At 32.8% G+C, this 20911-nt stretch carries 16 protein-coding genes; 11 read left to right on the top strand and 5 right to left on the bottom strand.

Annotation, left to right across the window (positions count from 1 at the left end; all coding sequences use genetic code 11):
- Positions 1-59 precede the first annotated feature (59 nt).
- Together ACFS6I_RS01340 and ACFS6I_RS01335 are read right to left on the bottom strand one after the other, a co-directional pair.
- Positions 60-332: a hypothetical protein gene (locus ACFS6I_RS01340; protein ID WP_380917601.1), complete on the bottom strand. Its 273-nt coding sequence runs from the start codon at positions 330-332 to the stop codon at positions 60-62.
- A 95-nt stretch (positions 333-427) separates the two neighbouring features.
- The gene (locus tag ACFS6I_RS01335; RefSeq protein WP_380917599.1) at positions 428-1642 is read right to left on the bottom strand and encodes a hypothetical protein; all 1215 of its coding nucleotides are present in this window, start codon (positions 1640-1642) and stop codon (positions 428-430) included.
- A 415-nt stretch (positions 1643-2057) separates the two neighbouring features.
- Here ACFS6I_RS01335 and ACFS6I_RS01330 point away from each other — a divergent pair, with 415 nt between their 5' ends.
- The 6 genes from ACFS6I_RS01330 (at position 2058) to ACFS6I_RS01305 (ending at position 8666) form a co-directional block, all read left to right on the top strand.
- The gene (locus ACFS6I_RS01330) at positions 2058-2204 is read left to right on the top strand and encodes a hypothetical protein (RefSeq protein ID WP_380917597.1); all 147 of its coding nucleotides are present in this window, start codon (positions 2058-2060) and stop codon (positions 2202-2204) included.
- Between the two features lie 98 nt (positions 2205-2302).
- Positions 2303-3985, top strand: a complete 1683-nt coding sequence (locus ACFS6I_RS01325; RefSeq protein WP_380917595.1) for a tetratricopeptide repeat-containing sensor histidine kinase — start codon at positions 2303-2305, stop codon at positions 3983-3985.
- Between the two features lie 13 nt (positions 3986-3998).
- A complete protein-coding gene (locus tag ACFS6I_RS01320) occupies positions 3999-4664 on the top strand; it encodes a response regulator (RefSeq protein ID WP_380917593.1) in 666 nt (221 codons plus the stop codon).
- Between the two features lie 340 nt (positions 4665-5004).
- Entirely contained in the window at positions 5005-7119 is a 2115-nt protein-coding gene (locus tag ACFS6I_RS01315; RefSeq protein WP_380917591.1) for a phospholipase D-like domain-containing protein, read from the top strand.
- An 11-nt stretch (positions 7120-7130) separates the two neighbouring features.
- Entirely contained in the window at positions 7131-8087 is a 957-nt protein-coding gene (locus tag ACFS6I_RS01310; protein ID WP_380917589.1) for a hypothetical protein, read from the top strand.
- 18 nt (positions 8088-8105) lie between these two features.
- A complete protein-coding gene (locus ACFS6I_RS01305) occupies positions 8106-8666 on the top strand; it encodes a thermonuclease family protein (RefSeq protein WP_380917588.1) in 561 nt (186 codons plus the stop codon).
- 80 nt (positions 8667-8746) lie between these two features.
- On the opposite strand, the gene ACFS6I_RS01300 is transcribed toward ACFS6I_RS01305, so the two are convergent.
- Positions 8747-9823 (bottom strand): type I restriction endonuclease, encoded by a 1077-nt coding sequence (locus tag ACFS6I_RS01300; RefSeq protein ID WP_380917586.1) that lies wholly within the window; start codon positions 9821-9823, stop codon positions 8747-8749.
- Positions 9824-9964: 141 nt separating this feature from the next.
- On the opposite strand from ACFS6I_RS01300, the gene ACFS6I_RS01295 reads away from it, so the two are divergent.
- The 4 genes from ACFS6I_RS01295 (at position 9965) to ACFS6I_RS01280 (ending at position 15470) form a co-directional block, all read left to right on the top strand.
- Positions 9965-11092 carry a DUF4236 domain-containing protein gene (locus tag ACFS6I_RS01295; protein WP_380917584.1) on the top strand — a complete coding sequence of 376 codons (1128 nt, stop codon included), beginning with the start codon at positions 9965-9967 and terminating at the stop codon, positions 11090-11092.
- 155 nt (positions 11093-11247) lie between these two features.
- Positions 11248-11691: a hypothetical protein gene (locus ACFS6I_RS01290; protein ID WP_380917582.1), complete on the top strand. Its 444-nt coding sequence runs from the start codon at positions 11248-11250 to the stop codon at positions 11689-11691.
- A 33-nt stretch (positions 11692-11724) separates the two neighbouring features.
- Positions 11725-12012: a DUF3892 domain-containing protein gene (locus ACFS6I_RS01285; protein WP_380917580.1), complete on the top strand. Its 288-nt coding sequence runs from the start codon at positions 11725-11727 to the stop codon at positions 12010-12012.
- Between the two features lie 470 nt (positions 12013-12482).
- The gene (locus tag ACFS6I_RS01280) at positions 12483-15470 is read left to right on the top strand and encodes an AAA domain-containing protein (RefSeq protein WP_380917578.1); all 2988 of its coding nucleotides are present in this window, start codon (positions 12483-12485) and stop codon (positions 15468-15470) included.
- Between the two features lie 285 nt (positions 15471-15755).
- On the opposite strand, the gene ACFS6I_RS01275 is transcribed toward ACFS6I_RS01280, so the two are convergent.
- Complete coding sequence (locus tag ACFS6I_RS01275; protein WP_380917576.1) at positions 15756-18635, bottom strand: type I restriction endonuclease subunit R; 2880 nt, start codon at positions 18633-18635, stop codon at positions 15756-15758.
- Between the two features lie 102 nt (positions 18636-18737).
- Positions 18738-19664 carry a tyrosine-type recombinase/integrase gene (locus ACFS6I_RS01270; protein WP_380917574.1) on the bottom strand — a complete coding sequence of 309 codons (927 nt, stop codon included), beginning with the start codon at positions 19662-19664 and terminating at the stop codon, positions 18738-18740.
- Between the two features lie 74 nt (positions 19665-19738).
- On the opposite strand from ACFS6I_RS01270, the gene ACFS6I_RS01265 reads away from it, so the two are divergent.
- Positions 19739-20863: a restriction endonuclease subunit S gene (locus ACFS6I_RS01265; RefSeq protein ID WP_380917572.1), complete on the top strand. Its 1125-nt coding sequence runs from the start codon at positions 19739-19741 to the stop codon at positions 20861-20863.
- Positions 20864-20911 lie beyond the last annotated feature (48 nt).

The following is a 20911-nucleotide window of genomic DNA, read 5'->3' as shown; positions in this document are numbered from 1 at the left end:
ACTATGACCAAATTAATTATAAATAAAGCAGATTTATTAAATATAGCCTTTTCCAATTCTTAATCACACATGCTTCTATCTACATAGGTTTTCCCTCCATTACCATTAATGTAGTAACACCCACCACGTGGACCTCTGATATATGATCTGGCTGAAGAATTTCTTTGTTTCTTAGAAGATTTTTCTTTCAAATTGGAGTTACCAGTTCCAGAAGATAGTTTATTTATAGATGATGAATTAGATTTTACATACTCCCATGTTCCATCCGATTTTAAAATCACCTTCTGACCACTAGCTGTAGTAGCATACTGGCTTTGACCAAATAAAGTCACTACAATTAGCGATAGTGTGAATATTAAAATTAGATTTTTTATCATGCTATTATTATTGATGTTAAATCATATTACTAACTAATTTATTGACGGTACTAATCTAAATTTTTGTTACCAGAATGAGTTCTAATAATATGTTCTGTAGCCGCTTTTAATGATTTACGGGTTAGAATAGGGTGATGCCCCGCATGAGTAAAAAACTCAACTTCATTATCAATTTTTGAATACCAAACTTTACCTACATCTGTTTTAGTCAAAGTATCTGGCTTCATGATTTTCTCAAAATTATTAAGCTTATCCTCATTTAAACCTATGATCTGGTTGGATTGTGTATTATCCCTACAATCTACCTTTATATACTTAATCCCATTCCAGCACATACACTCCTTATTTATAAATGAAAATATGGCGATTGTAATAATAACCAATATTAAACCTCCATATGGATAATTTGCTTTGTTCCTGAAAAAAGTTTTACCCTTTATAGTATTTGGTTTAGAAACTGCTATAGTATTAACTCCTCCAGATCCATCGCTAGAAGTTGATAGTTTATTATCCCCATTTGATTCTCCATAAAGACCTTTAATCCTAAATAAATTGTCTCCTGATAGTGGTGTATCTTCAGCTTTTCCATTATCAACATTACTATATTTTCTCTGATCTTTTATGATTGGTGAATCTTTATCGATAGGTTGGTTACTTACCAGATTAGATACTGTATCAACAATATCTATAGTTTTCCCTCCCATATCCCTGTTATGTATTACCAGAGTATCTGGATTAATTAATTCTTCTTCACGTTTTATTTCACCTTCTGGGGAAATAGCCGTTTCTTCACAATCTTTATTTTCTTCAGAAATACCAGGTCCATCTACTTGCTCAATTTGTTGTGTATCGTCATCTCCTTCATACAAGATTAATTCATCTGAGTCGCCGGATATGTTTGTTTCTATCCAATCTGCACTTTTATAAGGCCGTTTTGGAAAATCGATTAAAATAGCGACCATTTTGACGATTCTTTCACTAGGTTTTAGCGTTTCACCTATGATAAAATTTTGTAAAGATCTAAGTTTACTTAGGTCAGCATTATTGATAGCAGTTTCTATACTTTCATCTTTATTTGGACGAGAAAAATAATTTTTAAAGACGTTAATATCATCCTGAGACAATTGCTCATGTAAGCGTATCAAACTATACTCCCGCAAGTTTGCAGGTGATGGCGTATTTAACTCATCAGGTAATACTTCAAGAGATTTTTTTTCCAAGTAAGCCTCTCTTACAGCTTTTTTAAATTTATCGAACGTAGACATCCTTGCAAAAATAAATCAATTATCCAATCGGTAATTACGGAAAACCATAATCAAAACATCTTTAAATTCTTGCCTTATGCACCGGAAATATCGGAAATATATCGGTAATCCCAGTAATATATCAGTAATAGCAGTAATGTCGGAAACGATTGGTGTATAGCTTTTTAACCGCTATACCTTTGTTTTCGAAGTCAGATGATAGATTGATTAGTTTATGAGACTAAGATACTAAATAGATTTCACAATGAGAAGATCTCACGGTAGTCGTTAGCCGGTTTGGGAAGCAGCTTTTGCCTCCCGTGAGTGACACTCTTACTTCCCAAAAAATTCAGAAGGCCTTCTGAAAACGCATGTAGTAATCCTATGCACGGAGCATATGGAACTACCAAGTTTTTACATTCTAATTTTTTGAATCATGTGGAGTTTAATATTATATTTTTTATTCGGAATAGGTCAACCAAGTAGTTCACAACCAGCACAAGGTAATCCTACAATGCAAACATCCGGTTATGATGACCCTGATGATGGTGATGGTGGAGATAAAGGAAATATCAGACCATAATAAATGAGATCAGGAGTAGAATTTGTCTACTCCTGATTTTCAATACTTAAAATTGTATTTTAAACTAATATTTGATACATTCGGTTAAAAATTTGGCCGTGCACAAAATATCAATTATTCTCTTTTTACTATTTGGATTTTTATTTTCATGTTCAAAAGTTGAGCAAGAAAGATCAATACCCAGTCTGAAGACAAATGCGTATTATGAAAAAGCTATTCTTCTATTAAATGCTGGAAAAATAGATAGTTCTTTTTTATATTTTGAAAAAGCTAAGCAGCAATTCCTTTTAGTGAAAGACAGTTTTAATGTTGCACGTAGTCTAATTAATATGGGAATCAACCAATACGAAGGGGGGGATTTTTTTGGAGCCCAAGAGACATCTTTGGAAGCAACTAAATATTTAGATTCAAAAAATTTAGCTCATCATTATGTTTTGTGTTATTTATATAATACAATTGGCAATTCTGCTGATGAGATGCAACAATATGATCAAGCTATTTCTTATTACAAGCTAGCTATTCAATATTCAACTAATGAAGCAAGTAATCTTTTATGCAAAAATAATTTAGCTGTATGTTTGAGAAACGTGAAGCGTTATGATGAATCCATTAAATTATCTGAAGAAATCCTTGTCAAAGCCCCTAAAGGAAGTTCAGACTACGCCAAGTTTTTAAATAATTTGGCAAAAACCCAATGGGCGTCTAGTCATTCTTATAATCCAATCCCTGCCTACCATACAGCTTTAAATATACGGTTAAAAGAAAATGATCTATGGGGGCAAAACTCAAGTTATGCAACACTTTCTAAATACTATGAAGGTAGAGATATGGATTCATCCATATATTATCTGAGTAAGCAATATGAGATCGCTAAAAAAATTAAAAGTGCTGATGATCAACTCAACGCATTAAGAGGTTTGGTCCAAATAAACCTTATTTACTCTCAGCGCTATCTTAAAACTTATCTTACCTTAAACGACAGTCTTCAAAATGCAAGAACATTAGCTAAGAACCAGTTTGCTTTAATTCGTTATGAATCCGAAAAGAGCAAAGCACAGAATTTAGTATTGGAAAAAGAGAATGAAAAAAAGGAATCACATTTACTAATTCAGCGTATTGGTATAGGATTTCTCCTGTTTTCAATTGTTCTTGGAGTCTTTTGGTACAAAAAACGTAAACAGCGACTTGAACTTGAAGCACAAAACAAGATCAAACAAAACCAGCTTCATCTTTCGAAGAAGATCCACGATGTTGTGGCCAATGGAATTTATCGTGTTATGACTGAAATCGAGTATAAAGAAGATATTGATCGAGAAGGTGTATTGGATAAACTAGATGATATGTACCAAAAATCACGGGATATCTCACATGATGTAGAAGAGCAGACTGTAACCGAGGCTTCTTATAGTGAAAAACTGTCAGATTTACTCAAATCATTTGCAAGTGATCACCGTCGCGTCCTTATTGCCGGAAATGAACCAGATCTATGGACACGACTAAATAAAAGGACCAAGGAAGAGGTTAGTCATGTCCTGCAGGAATTAATGGTCAATATGAAAAAACACAGTCAAGCAGATCAAGTTGTTATTCGTTTTGAAAACCAGGGTAATCAGTTAGAAATTTTTTATAAAGATAATGGGATTGGTTTAGCAGATTCAAAAACATATGGAAAAGGTCTATCTAATATGGTTTCCCGTATCGAAGGTATTGGTGGTGAAATTATCTTTGTCAAAGAAGAGGGGAAGGGGCTTAGTGTGAAAATCAATATACCCATATTATAAAAAACGATAATGTATGTTTAAAAAAGTACTCATTGCCGAAGATCACGAGATGACCAATATTTCAGTACAGAAAACACTTAAAGATCTTGGTGTCGAAGATGTCAAGTACGTTCATTATTGCGATCATGCATTGACCTGGATAAATAATGCGCTTCGCGATAAGGATCCATATGATTTGATTATTACTGATATCGAATTTGAAGATGATGAAAGTCCACAGCAATTAAAAGATGGCTTATCACTGATTAAAGCGATTAAGATGGTGCAACCTGATATTAAGGTCATATTATTCACAGCAAAAGATCGAACTAGTAAGATAAGTGAGATGTTTAAGTTAAATGAAATTGATGGCATGGTCCGTAAAGCGCGACATGACGGGCGACATTTACGCGAAGCACTTCAGATTGTATATAATAATAAAACCTATCAATCGCCAGATGTAAAAAAAGTTATTCAAGAGCGCAACTCGCATGAGTTTACACAATTTGATCTACACATCATTCGGTTATTATACGAAGGGATATCTCAAAAAGACATGCCACTTTATTTACAGCAACGAGAAGTTATTCCATCCAGTTTGAGCAGTATTGAGAAACGACTCAATATCATGAAAGATGTGCTTAATTTTACTAAAAATGAACAGTTAGTTGCTCATTGCAAAGAGATCGGTATTATTTAAAATAAAATAGTACATGTTATAGTTTTTCGCGAAAAACAGATACGTAACTGCACATCATGTAATTAAATTTAGTAATTATAAACCTAATATTTGGCTATCCTTGGGTAGCCTTTTTTATTTCCATTCAAATAAATTATTTTTTCGCTTGCTATCTGTCGTGAAGAGTTTTTTAATGCTTTTTATTAATCTTTTTGTCAATTATTTCAATTTACAACACCATTTTTATAATAGTTTTAGTTACGGGAAACCGTATCATTTTAGATCCGGTTATTGATAATTTTGGATCGATGTTATTAAACCATCAGAAAAGTTATTTTAACCATATTAACTAAGAACACTTATGAATTCAGATCATTTGATCCAAGATACACTGTCGGATAGCAGGGGTATCAATGAACGTGTTAGGCAGGAGCTTTCTAAAGCCAAAACCGAGGTATTGATTGCAATGGCATGGTTTACCGATAATGAACTATTTGCCACAGTCCAAGGCTGTCTTGATCGACAAGTGAAAGTTCTTATCATTATATCAGACCAGCCAGATAATGAAAAATTAGATTTTTCCTTATTAGAGAAACACGGCGCTGAGGTGACCAAGGTCAAGAATGTAGGCTGGGGAATGATGAATCAAAAATTCTGTGTTATTGATCAAAATGTGGTTATTACAGGTTCTTATAATTGGAGCAATAATTCGAAGAACAATCATGTAAGCGTTATCATTACAAATTATTCAAAAACGGTAACCGAACATATTGAAACATTTCATCAAATTCGTTCCAGAGCTATCAGGATCAATAATGGTGAACTGTTAGAAGATATTATACAATCAGAAAAAAAAGAAAACTCTGTAACAGTGAAAACAGAACCGCAAACTATAATTTATTCCCAACCTGTTCAAGAACTTAATTTTCAGCAACAATCGCTTAAGGAGTATAAAGATGTATTAGATAATATTATCGCATCAGAAGTTGGAGCTTTTGATAAGGACTTAGTAAAGCTTAGTGGATACAATCGTGCCTATGAGAACAGTGGCGACCATCAAATCCTTCATCAAGCAATGGATAGTTTGTATTCTAACTTTATCAATGAAATTGACGTCATTGCCGAAAAGAAAGAACGTTTGAAAGTAAGAATAGATGAACAGCAAAAGCTAAGTTCAACGAATATGGAATTTAAGACGGAGCATGAGATCGAAAAGATAAAAAACAATGCTACAATTGACAAGCAGAATTTAGATTCGGATATTAATGCATTGACGAGTAAAATCGAAGAAAAGCGTCTGCAGATAACTTCAAACAATACGACAAAGATTCCTTTTATAGAAAGTAAGATTTCATCCTTGAAACAAAAGATTAAGGAGCTGGAGATCGAATTTGTAAAACCCGCTATGAACAAGCCTATCATGTTTATTTTGGGGGGTATTACCTTGCTACTCGCATTATATATATTTGTCTTTTATTCTTCAGTAGCTTATATTTTTATTTTCTCAAAAGAGGAAATAAAAGAATTGACGCTTTTAGGATCAGCGAGTACTGAATCGCCAGAAGTATTTAATCCTAAAGCTATTTCTAAAATATGGACTAAGGGTTTTGGAGGTATCTTATTTCTCATTTTATTTGTTTCAATTCCTTTATCCTTAGGTATGTATAAGGTTTTTAATGATTTATTTGTTCAAAAAGGAAAGCACGACGATCAAAAGCCAAGTTTCATTAGAAAGGTTAAAAGCTTATTTATAGATAACATAGGGATGATTTTAATTATTGTAGTAGATGTTTTTATTGCCTATAAAGTCTCTAAAAATATTAATGATATTGAATTTCAAACAAATCAGATTGACGAAAAGCTACAACTCTCCGGTATTCTCCAGGACAGTAATTTTTGGTTGGTATTTGTGCTTGGGGCATTAGGTGTTTTTCTTTTCAGCTTCTTTTTTGAAAAATTTATGAATCAAATAAACGAGCGCAATCTTTCATTTCAGCAACAAAAAAGCAAACATATTGCACAAAGTCATCAAGCCGAAATCGAAGAATATCAAGAACAGATTAATAAAATTCAATTGGAGAATGATGCATTTCAAGCTGAGCTTGTTACTTTGCAGGTTAATAAAGAAGAAAAGATCAGTCATATACAACACATACCTATCCAACAAAATGAAAGGATAGGTACACTACAACAGCAGTTACTTACATTTAAGGAGCGGATCAGCAATATTGGACAAATTTACAAAAGTCAGATTGACAATGATAAATTGCCCATCTCTAAAGCTGAAATGGAAAATCGGGTCAATATTTACATGGAAGGGTGGAGCAAATACCTATATGAAGTCTACGCAATCTTAAAAGCAGAAACAAAAACCCGCGAGGCAGTTAGAGAGTGTGAGGCATGGCTTTCCCATTTAGGATTACAATCTGACGTCAAACATGAACTTTTCCAAGATACCCCAGCTTTCAATAACTAATAATTATGTATATGAATATAAAACATATATTGCCATTGGTAGTGTTACCATTTTTAGTGGCTTGCAGTGGTGGTGATAAAACTGCCAAAAAAGAGGTGATGATTAAAGATTATAATATTATTATCGCACCAGACTTGTCAAATCGGATCAATATGATGAAATATCCTAAACCTCTCCACGATACCTTACTGATACGGGAGGTTATTGATCATGCTGACGATCTTTTGAAATTAAATGATCGGAGCTCCGGTCAGTCAGATATTTACAAAATTGATTTTATAAATAGAGGGATTTTAAACAGCTCGTCGTTTGATCCCAAAAAGATGACAATCGATTTTAGTCAGTTTGGAAGCAAGCAATTGGATAGATCTAATTATATCCGTAAAGAACTGAATTCGGATAAACAAGAATTTGCAGATGAAGTCAATCGCGTTTACGATTATTCATTACAGAACCAAACAGGGGCTGATGTTTGGAATTATTTTAACGAAACCATTAAAACCTCTTTGGTAGATGTATCCCCTCAATTTTTAAATGAAACCACTAATGCAATCGTCAATAAGAAGAATACCAATGTTGTATTGCTTTTAACGGACGGATACATTGAAAGCGCTAATCAAGGTAAGGGGTATAAGTTAGGGCCGGAAATGATCGAAAAAATACGTAAAGCATTTAATGCTAGTGGTAAGTCAGAGTTGCAGGAGTTTATAGCACAAGATTCATCTTACGCGATAAATAAGACCAACTTTAATCTCAAGGACGCTAACATATTTATTGCAGAAATGGTAGATCGTTCTCTCGATAAATATGGAGTTTCAAAGGTACAGCCAACCGATTTTCAGATTATTAAGGTTATCTGGGAAAAGTGGTTGAAAGATAGCGGAGCTTCCAATGTAAAGGTTATTCAGGCGGTCAATACAAAACAACAGTTTTACAAAGAGTTTGAACAATTTCTTAAAACATTGTAGTTCATTAAGCTTAATATTATGAATAAATGGACTAATGTCGCTGTAAAGCTTGTTATAATTGCACTGTTCTTTCTTATTGTATTTCTCATGAGCTGTGTTCACTCAGAACAAACATTCAAATCTGAGGGTTTTATGTCAACAAGCAGTCTGCCACATGAATCTTATGTAAATGTCTATAAAGTGATAGATGGTGATACCTTTTGGGGAAAAAATAGATCCGGTAAAAATGTTAAAATTAGACTGATTGGTATAGATGCTCCAGAAGAAAGAAGTGCCTTTAAGAAAAAGAAACATCCCTTTGGTAAAGTCGCAAAGAGTCATCTTGACAGTTTGATCCTTAATAAGGAAATTAGGTTGGAATTTGATGTTGATTCCCTTGATCGTTTTGGTAGAACATTGGCATATGCCTATCTTGATCATGTCTTTATCAATGAAGAATTAATTAAGAATGGTTATGCGGTTTTAATGACGATCCCCCCTAATATACGTTTTGAATCCCAATTTGTTCGAGATCAAAATTATGCAAAATCAAATCATCTAGGGCTTTGGAAATTATACGATAATCCAGTATTTGACTAATAATTTTTTATGTCCAACTATTAAATTAGGCTACACGAACCTAATTCAGTAGTTGGACATACTATTAAACATCATTTTCATTACTCATAGTTCTGAAGAGCATCAGTGATCTCCTGTCTATAGTTATAGATTTCATCTAATGAATTTAAGAGTTTTTTTACTCCTTTGTCTTTCCCTTCATGGAAGACCTCCAGATACTTGTTTGCAGAATTAAAGTGCAACCTAGCTAAAGGTTTCCGATTATTATCGTCCAGCAAAATTCCAAAATAAGACTTTGTGTCTCTAAAAGCAATGCGCAAAGCTGGTATATGCTCCCTCAGAATTGCTTTTACGATCTGAGAACCTTCGATTTCTTCGTCAGAGGTTATGATTTTAGATTCATTTCCGGTGTTTTCATCAATAGGTTCAATTTCCGTTATTGTTTTCTGAGGGATTGTGTCGTTAATACTTAGAGCAGTTTTTAATCTCGAATTAATAGATTCGTTAATAGATGACGATAATGCTTTTTTCGTATATTCTTTAAAAGCAGCCATTCTTGAAGCGATTAGAGGCTTATCAAAGAAACGATTGACCAATAACTTAACCAATTCATCAGAAGGCTCCTGGATCTCTTTTTCAAACTCCTTTCTAATTGCTTTAATATATTTTAAACCTTCAGCAGAATCCAATATCCCTTCAAGATGATAACCATTCTTGGTGAATTTTTCCAAGATTTTAATATTGGAGTCTTTGAGATTAGAGAGGTCTAAAGTAAAAAATGGTTTCTCATCCATTATATTTGGCTTCTCTAAGTCTGCATAAAAATTGTAAATATGACCATTTGTTAAAACGCCAAATCTTGCTTTTGACACATGAAAATAACGATGGAATTGTGAGTTATGTGCGTCAGCAGTTTCCTTCCAATGCTTACATTCTATAATCAGTATAGGCTCATTATCTTTCTTTATGACATAATCTACCTTTTCCCCCTTTTTAGTACCTATATCACAGATAAATTCAGGTATTACTTCCGTCGGGTTAAAGATATCATAGCCCAATATCTGAATAAAGGGCATAACAAAGGCATTTTTAGTAGCCTCTTCAGTACTTATTTGTTCCTTTGGGTTTCCGACACGTTGGTGTAGCTGCTCTAGTTTGAGTAATAGGTCATTTTCCATACTATTTATAATGATTGATTTATAGCCAAATTTAAAAAGGAATTAGAAGTAAGTGTTACGGTTAGCCGTAATAGATTCACGACTTCAGCATATAGTTTTGTGTTCAATTATTAACTAAAAAATATTTAACGAAACATTATTATGGCTTGGAATTTCAGAAGACGTGTAAAAATTATACCTGGTGTTCATCTTAATTTTAGTAAGAATGGTATTTCAACCTCAATCGGAGTAAAAGGGGCTAGTATCACATTAGGAAAATCTGGAACCTATCTCAACACCGGTATACCAGGATTGGGTTTATACAATAGACAGAAACTTGTTAATGGTGATTCACCATCATTTGAATCTCCGATTTCTCCACAACAATTAGAACCATACGATTCTAAATACGATAATATCTTTAGTGCAGCTATTCATGAAATTACTAGTCAAGATATGCAGGGGATAAAAGAAGCCATATTACTAGCACGGGAGCAGCGTTTATCATTGGAAAAAGATATTTCCAAAATTAGAATAGCCCTAACGGTTAGCAAAATCAAAAAAGCTATGAGTTATTTGCTGGTTTATGGATTGATCAATAAATCTATTCCAGAGCAAATAGACAATGATTTAAAAACTCAAAGAGAAGCACTCAAACAAACAAAAGAGCAGAAAGAAGCATCATATGTCAATTTAGAAGTAGATTTTGATACCGAATCGAAATTTAAATATGAAGAACTTGTCAATACATTTATCGAACTAACAAGAAGTCGTAAAATATGGGACGTAACAAGTGCACACTTTGAAGACCGTCGCATTACCCGTTCTTCGGCAAGTACGATTGTAAAGCGCAATACTGTTTCTTTTGGGTTGAAGTCAATACCTGAATTTAAATCTGATGTACAAGCATTATTCTTACAAAACGCAAACGGTGCCGATCTCTATATCTATCCTAATTTTATCGTGATGTATAGCAAAAACAAAGACTTTGCAGTTATAGGGTTAGATGAAATAAGCATGGAGCAGAATTATGTAAGATTTACAGAAACTCAGGGCGTACCTGCAGATACAAAAATCATTGAGCAAACCTGGGCTAAGGTTAATAAAAATGGCAGTCGAGACAAGCGGTTTAAGGGGAATTATCAAATTCCAGTTGTGAGATACGGAGAGTTAAAATTAAAAACGACAACAGGAGTTCATGAAGAGTATCAATTTAGTAATTACGAAGCAACTGCAGCTTTTGGACAAGCTTTTAGAGAATATCAGCAATCTATTAAACAATTGGCTTAGATCTGGAAAAACTAAATATAAGTATACGAGGATCTGCCTCTTTGATCTACCCACTTACGGTATGCCGTAAACATGGAGTACAAATCCTGATTAGCTTTGTTTCAATATGTTCGTTCATAGTGGATTGACATTATAAATTATATATAAATATTAATATGAAGAAATTTTTACTATTTATTTTATTACCGTTTTTATTTGCTTGTAGTAAAGAGAATTCAACAGAAGATGTTTACGGATATGAAGTGGAATGCGAACAATGTCATATCAATTACCTTGATGCAAATGAGAGAGTGGTGTCTCTTAAGGGACAAAGTAAGCGTTGGAAGATTGATTTCCCGAATGCTGTCGTCTACGAACTAGATGTGACTGCACAAACTTTAGTGAGTAACACAAATAATATGCATGTATATATTACTAAAAATGGTTCTCGTATTTCATCTCATTCAGGATTAACTGAAGCTACTACAAGTTATACTGTCTCTTCTCGTGGTGGTGGCGGAGGAACAACTGCTTCTGGCTATTGCGGAGCGCCTACTAAAAAAGGAGGATCGTGCACTAGAAAAGTTGCGGGTGGTGGTAGATGTTGGCAGCATAAATAAGTTATTTAATCATTCACAATTAATTATAAAATTATGGCAACTAAACATGAAGTTAAATGCATTAAGAAAACAAATCGTACAAGTGCATACGAAAGGATTGAATTTATTGGTGGGATAAATCATGATGGGGGAAGGTGGAAACTCTCACAGGAGGCAGCTATTGAGGGAATTGAAAATGGCACATGGGATTTTTTCGTTAAGAAAGACGGGGTATCGGTTGATGTAATTGTCGCTATTAGCGCATATGGCAATAAGTATCTAAAAACAAAGAATGATGGTGAGCAACCAAATAATTTATTGAGTTTACCAGAATGTCCGTAAAATCAGGTTTTTAATATTATTATCCGAATTTTTTAACATAAAAACAGTATTCTATTTCTTTACTCAAGTGAGGGAGTAGAATACTATTTATCTTATTGCCAATCCGTTTCACTGTGTACCCATTTAAGAAAATACATGTATTTGATCCTCATCGTCTGATAAGAAATTTTTCATACATTGAATGTGGCTTAAAAAAGGTCTATAAAACAAAAGACACGCCCTGGGACGCTGTTCTTATGGGTAGCGTGGCGTGTACTGTTAGTACAAAGATAAGCATCCATTAACTATTTTAGCCAAAAGGCATAAAATCAGTTGATGATATGGTTTTTAAGAATAATAGTGCTTTTCAATAAGTTTTTATTCACATTTGTTTCTTAAGAAAGAGGAAAAAAAATAAATTATATTTGAGCATATAAACTAAATATTCGACAGATTATTTAATTTTGATTAATAAACTTAAAAGGGGGAATATGACCTATTTGAATACACTAAAATATTGGCGCAACTCATTAGCAGACGCCAGTCGACCAGCGATTAAATTGAAGGAGGGCAAAGTTTCCTACTACTTTGCAGAGTTACCTGATGTAAATTTACAGTTGGGACGTGTAGATGATAAGTTGGCTGCACAAATAATTTCTGTAGAGAGTCTGAAAGTAAATAATCAGAAGGGTATAAAAGAGGAAAAAGATGCGGATTGGATTCAGTTAAAACAAGTCTCTGTCCTTATCAGTCCATTTCTTATCAACAGTAAATTTGCACATAATAAAAGCATTCAGGATGAAAATTTTATGATGCCTTTTTTAATTCGAGCAAATTTGAAACTTAATGGCGAATTATCCATTCCCGATGCACCCGCTCCATATATTTGCCGAGATTATTTAGAGCCACTGCCTCCTCAATCAATTGATTATCTTTTCGCAAATATTAATGACGTTGATAAAATATTCTCAGATGAATTCGTAGGTACAGAATGGAATCAATATTACCATCATCTTACACGACAGTTTACATCAATTACAGGCCAATCGATTGAAACATACGTGCCATTGGACTATGAGAAAATTGAAAGAATTACAATAATCGTCGACGAATCAATTCAAATGGCTGCAGATGGAATTATAAAATTGTATGACCATTTAATCCACCTGAATAAAGATAAGTTATCACTTTTAGGAAATCTTATTCAACCTAAAGGACGCGAAGTTCGACCACTAATACCTTATAAAGATTTTGTTCAAGAAAATACAAAACACTTAGGACAAATGGGGTATGAATATCCGCTGTCGATAACGCAAAGACAGAGTCTGTATGAAATCAATAAAATGCAAGAAGGAGAGATTCTCGCTATCAATGGACCTCCTGGTACAGGAAAAACAACGTTATTACAAAGTGTAATTGCTAATGAAGTTGTTAAGTCTGCCATTAAAGGAGAGGAACCTACAGTAATTTTAGCTTGTTCAACCAACAATCAAGCTGTAACAAATATTGTCGATAGTTTTCAAAATGTAAAGGTTAGATCTGGTCTTTTATATAAACGATGGATTCCTGCAATATCAAGCTTTGCATTATTTCTTCCAAGTGCATCCAAAGTAGTTGAAGATGATATTCCTTATCTAAAAATGAAAGATGGAATCAATACTAAAATTGAGAATCAACCCTTCTTGAATAAGGCTAAAAGTTCTTTTCTTGATTGCTTTCATGAATCATTTCCTGATGACAAGAAGAATGATATTGCGGAAGTAGCTATGTTTTTAAGAGAAAAACTGATCAGCCATCAAAGTAATTTGAAACTTGGAGCCGATTATTGGAAGTCTTATTTATCAATCGAAAGCGAACTGCGCCAACTTCATTATCAAAAAGATATTCAGCTGGAAGATGTTTATTTTACCAGTAAAATAAATGATGTCAAACAACATCTTACGGCATTTGAAAGACAAAAGAACGATTATTTTTTTAAGGAACCTTGGTGGATCAAGATTTTTTGTTTTTTACCTTTTATAGGAAGAATACGTGAACAGCAATTAAAAAGCCTATTCCGTGAATTTAATTTTGATTTAACTGCGATTAATCTGCGCAAAATTGATGCAATAGATCTATTTTTTGAATCCAAATTTAACTTAATTAAGCAGATAGAGAAAAAATGTATTGAATGGGACAACTGGAAAAATAAAAATACTATTCGTGCCAATCCACCACAAACAGAAAAGGTATATCAGGAAATTGGAAATGAAAAAGAAAATTATTTTTTCAATGAACTTGAAACGGACATAAAAAATGATATGTTCTTTTTAGCTACCCACTATTGGGAAGCTCGCTGGTTGATTGAAATGCAAGAAGCCCTCATTGAAAATAATTACTGGAAATCCATAGGTCCACTTGCACTGCGAAAGTGGAGAAGGTTCAGCATGTTATTTCCATGTTTTGTTTCTACTTTTTATATGGCACCTAAGTATTTTCAAAAATTGAAATTTGCTGACCAAGATGCTGGTGGAAAAAGCAAATGGGATAGTGAACCGTTGGTGGCTGCTATAGATTATTTAATAGTAGATGAGTCAGGTCAGGTTACACCAGAAGTCGGTGCGGCCACGTTTAGTTTAGCAAAAAAAGCAATCGTTGTTGGAGATACCTTACAGATTGATCCCGTTTGGAGTGTTACTAAATTAGTAGATAAGGCAAATTATTATAAACATGATTTAGCTCAAATAGATGAAGATTATTTTGCGGCAAGTGATTTAGGTTTCCTCTGTAGTACAGGTTCAGTTATGAAACTAGCACAGAAATCCTCACCACATCACGAGAAGAAAACCTTATCAAAAGGGTTATGGCTTACAGAACATAGACGCTGTTACAATGAAATCATAGACTATTGCAATGTTCTCGCATATAAAGGATTATTGTTGCCCAAAAAAGGTAAAGCTCCAAAAGATTTAGTTGTAGCCCCTATGTCTTTCATTCATCACAATTATGAGACAGACCCGTCTGCTGTAAGTAAATCAAATAGAGGTGAAGCTAAGGAAATCGCAACATGGATCAAGCAGAACGAGCTGCGAATTATTGATTACTACCAAGAACAAGAAAATAAAGCTGCAGTTAAAGAAAACAGACAAGCCAAGCAGTTAATTCTGGGAGATCTTATTGCTATTGTAACCCCATTTGCACTGCAGAAGTCTGTTTTAAAATCAGTATTGCAAAGCTCTGGTGTGTCAATGAAAAATTTAACGATAGGAACAGTTCATGCATTGCAAGGAGCTGAAAGATCAATCATTATTTTCTCGTCAGTTTATGGGCCAAATATGGCAAGCTCAAGCTTCTTTTATGATATGGGACCTAATATGCTTAACGTTGCCGTTTCCAGAGCTAAAGATTCTTTTATCATGTTCGGTCATGAAGGTCTCTACAAAAATAGTTCTAGCATGAAACCGTCAAATGTATTATATAACCATATTGAAAATAATTAATGTTAGGCAAACCTAATTCAAGGTCGCCTTGATCTATGTTTCAAACCTGATTTGTATTCATTAAGTACTGATGTGTTACGACAGATTAATGGGCGGTGAGGCCTTCGAAGTAGATAGGATGATGCCCAAAAATAAGATCACCTGCAGAAAGAGGTTGTTCTACAAGTGATCTTATTTTTTGTTTAATTACCGGATTCCTTGTTTGGTGGTGTCGTTCTTAATACGTTAATAACGACAAAAGATATGTTATTAATTCGTTTTAAATCACTCTACAACATATTATTACTAACTTCCTGTTAAGCCAGTAACAAATGTGTCCACAAATCCTATAATCTTATTTAAGATTCTATCACCGATTTCTTTAGATTTTAAAACACTAGGCCTTCCTTCAATTCGAAGGTCTAAAATTTCTCTTCTTAATGGCTCTCGCTCCGTGAATAGATAGTTTTCTATAAGTTTTTCAGTTTTTTCTTCAGATAGTTTTTCAGTTTCTATTAAAGTGTCGAGTGCTTTTTCTTGCTCTTTGTTCCAGAATTTTTCAAATTCATCAGTAATATTATCCGTATCACTAATGTTTGGTAAGCTTTCTAGAATAAATTTTTCAATTAAATCCCTTTTACTTCTCAATGATACTTCAGTATTTAATAGGTTGAATATTTCTTTTTCAATACTTTCTTTGTCCTTATGAGTTTGCTTTGATTTAAATTTTATCAATAACTGTAGAATATAGGTGACATTGATCGTGTCTCGCCTTATCAATTCCAACTCAAAGTCTATATCATTTAAAATTGATGTTTTTTCTGTGCCCGTATTAGTTGCAAGTGTATCTTTTAAATCTAAATACTTACTTGTAAAATCTGCAAATAACTGTTCTTCTATTTGTAGGTCTTCCCATGTGAATTCGGTGTAATGACTCATTTTTTTATGCAATCGCATCAACGCACGAAAAGTTAAGATAGATTGTAATTTATCATCTTCTGAGTAAAGATTATCTACCTCATGTACTTCAGGAGTTAGTTCAAATAATGTCTTACTTACTTCATTGAATTTCTCAACATAATTTTCATATGGCTCGACAATGATTTCATCTATAGCTTCCTTATTGCTAAATAGAGCAATAGCTTGATCTGTTTTCTCTTTCAAATTTCGAAAGCAAACGATATTACCTTGAGTTTTATTTTTATCGAGAATACGGTTAGTACGACTAAATGCCTGTATTAGTCCGTGATATTTTAAGTTCTTATCAACATACAAAGTGTTGAGGTTTTTGCTATCAAAACCAGTGAGAAACATATTAGCCACTAATAAGATATCTGTTTCATGTTTAGGATGTTTTGATTTCCGAGCAACAGCATTGTAATAATTGTAAAATCCTTCATTATCTCTAATGTCATGTTTTTCGTTAAACATTTCATTGAAATCTTGTACATAAGTTTCTAATAATTCTCGTCGATGAGGCGTATAACTGCTTTCGTATTCCATATGTTCCTCTGCGGCCATATTTTGATGAGTAATAATCCGTTCTGGTATTTCATCCTCATTTTGTGCGAAACTAAAAATAGTTGCTATTTTTAAATTGTGTTCCCCATTTAACTTTCTACGTTTCAAAATCTCGTAATACGCAATAACTGCATCAATGTCTTGCACACACATCATTGCACAGAACTTTCTGTTCTGTGTTTTTTGATCGTGATGCTGAATGATGTAATCAATAATTGCTTCTTTACGTTCAGGTGCTTCATAAACTTCAGACTCATTGATTTGTTCTACTTTCAAATCAATGATATGGTCTTTCTTTTTGAAAGTTTGAATATATTCTATTGAAAATTTCAATACATTTTCATCGCGTATTGCATCAGTGATTACATATTTATGTAAGCATTTTCCAAATAAACTTGCGGTCGTTTTTTCTCCATCGGCATTTTCAGCTAAAATGGGCGTTCCAGTAAAACCAAACAGTTGAATATTGGAGAAATAACCAACAATATTTTTATGAGTATCTCCAAATTGTGAACGATGGCATTCATCAAAAATAAAAACCATTCGCTCATTTTGAATAGGTTTCATTTTTAGTAAATTCTTTCTTAAAATCGTATTGTTTAATTTTTGAATAGTAGTTACGATTATCTTGACATTAGGATCATTGAATTTTCGGATAAGGTCATCCGTATTCGTCGCAGAGCTAACTGAACCTTTACTAAAATTGTCATATTCCTTATTTGTTTGGTAATCTAAATCTTTTCTGTCTACTACAAATACAACTTTTTTAATAGAAGGTATATTAGACAAAATCTGGCTAGCCTTAAAACTTGTCAAGGTTTTTCCACTTCCCGTCGTATGCCATATATACCCGTTTTTTTCTATATTATAACCATTTAAGATTTCATTCTCTTTTACTTTCTTAATTATGTTTTCAACCGCGTAGTATTGATAGGGGCGAAGTATCATCAATCTTTTTTCAGTTTCATTTAACACAACGTATTTACATATCATTTTACTGATATGACACGGTTCTAAAAACGAATCTGTAAAACCATTCAGAATGTTGTTCAAAGGATTATTATTTTCGTCAGTCCAATGAAAAGTTTGAAGATATTCCTGTTTATGCGTCCCAAAGTTGCTGAAATACTTTGTATTTACACCATTGCTAATAATGAATAGTTGAACAAAGTGAAACAAACCTTTTCCTGTTCCGAAACTATGTTTTTGATACCTGTTGATCTGGTTAAATGCTTCTCGCATTTCTAGACCTCTTCGCTTTAGTTCAATTTGTACTAAGGGCAAACCATTAATTAGCAACGTGACGTCATAACGATTTTCATATTTACCTTCTTGTTTTACTTGATTAGTTACTTGATATTCGTTTTGACACCAATGCTCTACATTCAGAAATTCAAAATAAAGATTATCACCATTATCTCTTAAAATATGATGCTTCTTTTCACGTAATATTTTTGCTTTTTCAAAAACAGATCCTTTATTGAGAATGTTCAGTACTTTTTCAAATTCATTGTCACTAAATTGAATATGGTTATGTTTTTCTAATTGGTTTTTCAAGTTTACCAATAGTGCTTTCTCATCAACAATAGTAATATATTTATATCCCAATTTTTGCAATTGGATAATGAGTTCTTCCTCTAAAATTTGTTCTGATTGTCTACCCAAAATAATTATGAATTAGGAGTTTATATTGATCATTCTATTTATATACAAATCTAACAAAATCTAGCAATCTTATTATACTTCTCCTAATTCATAATTTAAAAATTATTTCAAGCCTTTAAACATCTGCTCGATAGCTTTCTTTTTTTGCTCCATGTTAGGGTGTACGTATAGATTTAAAGTTGTACTGATGTTTGAGTGCCCTAGAAGCACACTAACTGTTTTGTAGTCACAATTACTTTCTATGCATCGAGTTGCAAAGCTATGTCTTAAGCCATGAAATTTAAGCTCAGGCATATTTAGTTCTTTCATCAGATTCTTATAATAAGTACGATATGTCCTTGGCTCTGTAGGCTTGGCATCATTAGTCAATACATAGAATGAGGAGTTAACGATTTTTTTAAACGGTTTGAGTATTCGTAATAAGTCTTTATTAATCGGAATCTCACGAATAGAATTTTTTGTTTTCGGCGTATCTAAAATAAGTTCAGTTTTTCTGATTCCATTTTCAATGACGTATATACGTTGAATAGTTCTGTTAACTTTTATAATACCACTATCTGTGTCGATATCTTCCCATGTAAGGGCACAAACTTCTCCTATGCGCATGCCAGAACTTAGACAAATGTAAACGCCCAAATTTCGAAAAGTAAAATGCTCTTGAATATAATTCATTATTTTTTTTTGATCTGTACGACTCAACACCTCTATCGTATATTTTTCTCTTTCAGTAGGAAATTGAATATCAAATGGTGTATAAACCAGCCACTTATTTTTGGCTCCAAATTTCATAATCATTTTTAAAACAATAAGAATATCTTTAATTGTTTTTTGACTTAATCCGGTATTCAATTTTTGAAAAACAAAAGCCTGCACCTCAATTTCTTGGATAGTATAGTTTTTCCCAAATACAGGTAATAGGTGATTTTCAATAAGGAGTGTATAAGCTGAAAAGCTTGATTTTTTTACATACTGTTTTTTGTTTGTTTTCCAGAGTTCAATTATCTCTACGATTTGTTTTTGATTATTCATTGTTATTAAAATTTATGAACCCCAAAGGAAAGAAATAAAGAATTGAGGATTTATATTTCACTAAGGTTCCTAATTTGAGATTTCCAGAGTTTGAGGGAGAGTGGGCAACAAAGAGGTTAGGGGAGATATGTGAGATAAAAACAGGAAATAAGGATACACAGAATAAAATTGATAATGGTAAATATCCATTTTTTGTTCGTTCAAATACTGTTGAAAAAATAAATAGTTATTCATTTGATGGTGAAGCCATTCTTACTTCAGGAGACGGTGTTGGTGTTGGGAAAAACTTCCATTATATTGATGGGAAATTTGATTTTCATCAAAGAGTATATGCTTTGAGAAATTTTGAAAAGGGGTATTATGGAAAATTTATTTATAATGTTTTTTCTGAAAAATTTTATAACAGAGTAATAAAACTATCTGCAAAAAATTCTGTTGACTCTGTAAGAATGAATATGATTTCGGAAATGAAAATTTTGTTTCCTAAAATATCTGAACAAATTAAGATCGCTCAATTTCTATCACTAATCAACGAAAGAATTCAAACCCAAAACAAAATAATTGAAAACCTAAAAACCCAAATGTTGGGATTGCAAGAAAAAATTTTCAAACAAAAAATAAAATTCAAAGATAGTGAAGAGAATGAATTTCAATTATGGGGATGCAAAAATGGAGGTGAGTTGTTTGAAAGTATTTCTAATAAAAAACATGATTCAGATTTACCAATATTGGCGATAACTCAAGATCAAGGAGCTGTTCCAAGGAATATGATTGATTATCAGATTACAGTAACTGAAAGAAGCGTAGATAGTTACAAAGTTGTCGAAATTGGTGATTTTATAATTAGTTTGAGAAGTTTTCAAGGAGGAATTGAACATTCTGCTTACAAAGGTATTTGTAGCCCAGCATATATTATTCTTAGAAATAAAGTTGAAATTGCTACCAATTTTTATAAATATTATTTTAAAACTCCTAGTTATATTAAACTACTTAACAAAAAACTTGAAGGGATAAGAGATGGAAAAATGATAAGTTATTCATATTTCTCCGAAATACCTATACCTTTTCCACCACTTAATGAACAAAAGAGAATAGCTTCATTTCTGTTATCAATCGATCAAAAAATCCAAATTGAAAAATCAATTTTAGAACAAATTGAAAAACAGAAAAAACACTTATTACAGCAAATGTTTATTTAACTGAAGTCAAAAGGAGATTAATAGCTATACTCTTTGGGCAGAATTAAT

Origin of the sequence: Sphingobacterium anhuiense (assembly GCF_042686355.1) — a bacterium.
Lineage (GTDB): Bacteria > Bacteroidota > Bacteroidia > Sphingobacteriales > Sphingobacteriaceae > Sphingobacterium > Sphingobacterium anhuiense.
This window is presented reverse-complemented; position numbering and strand designations above follow the sequence as displayed.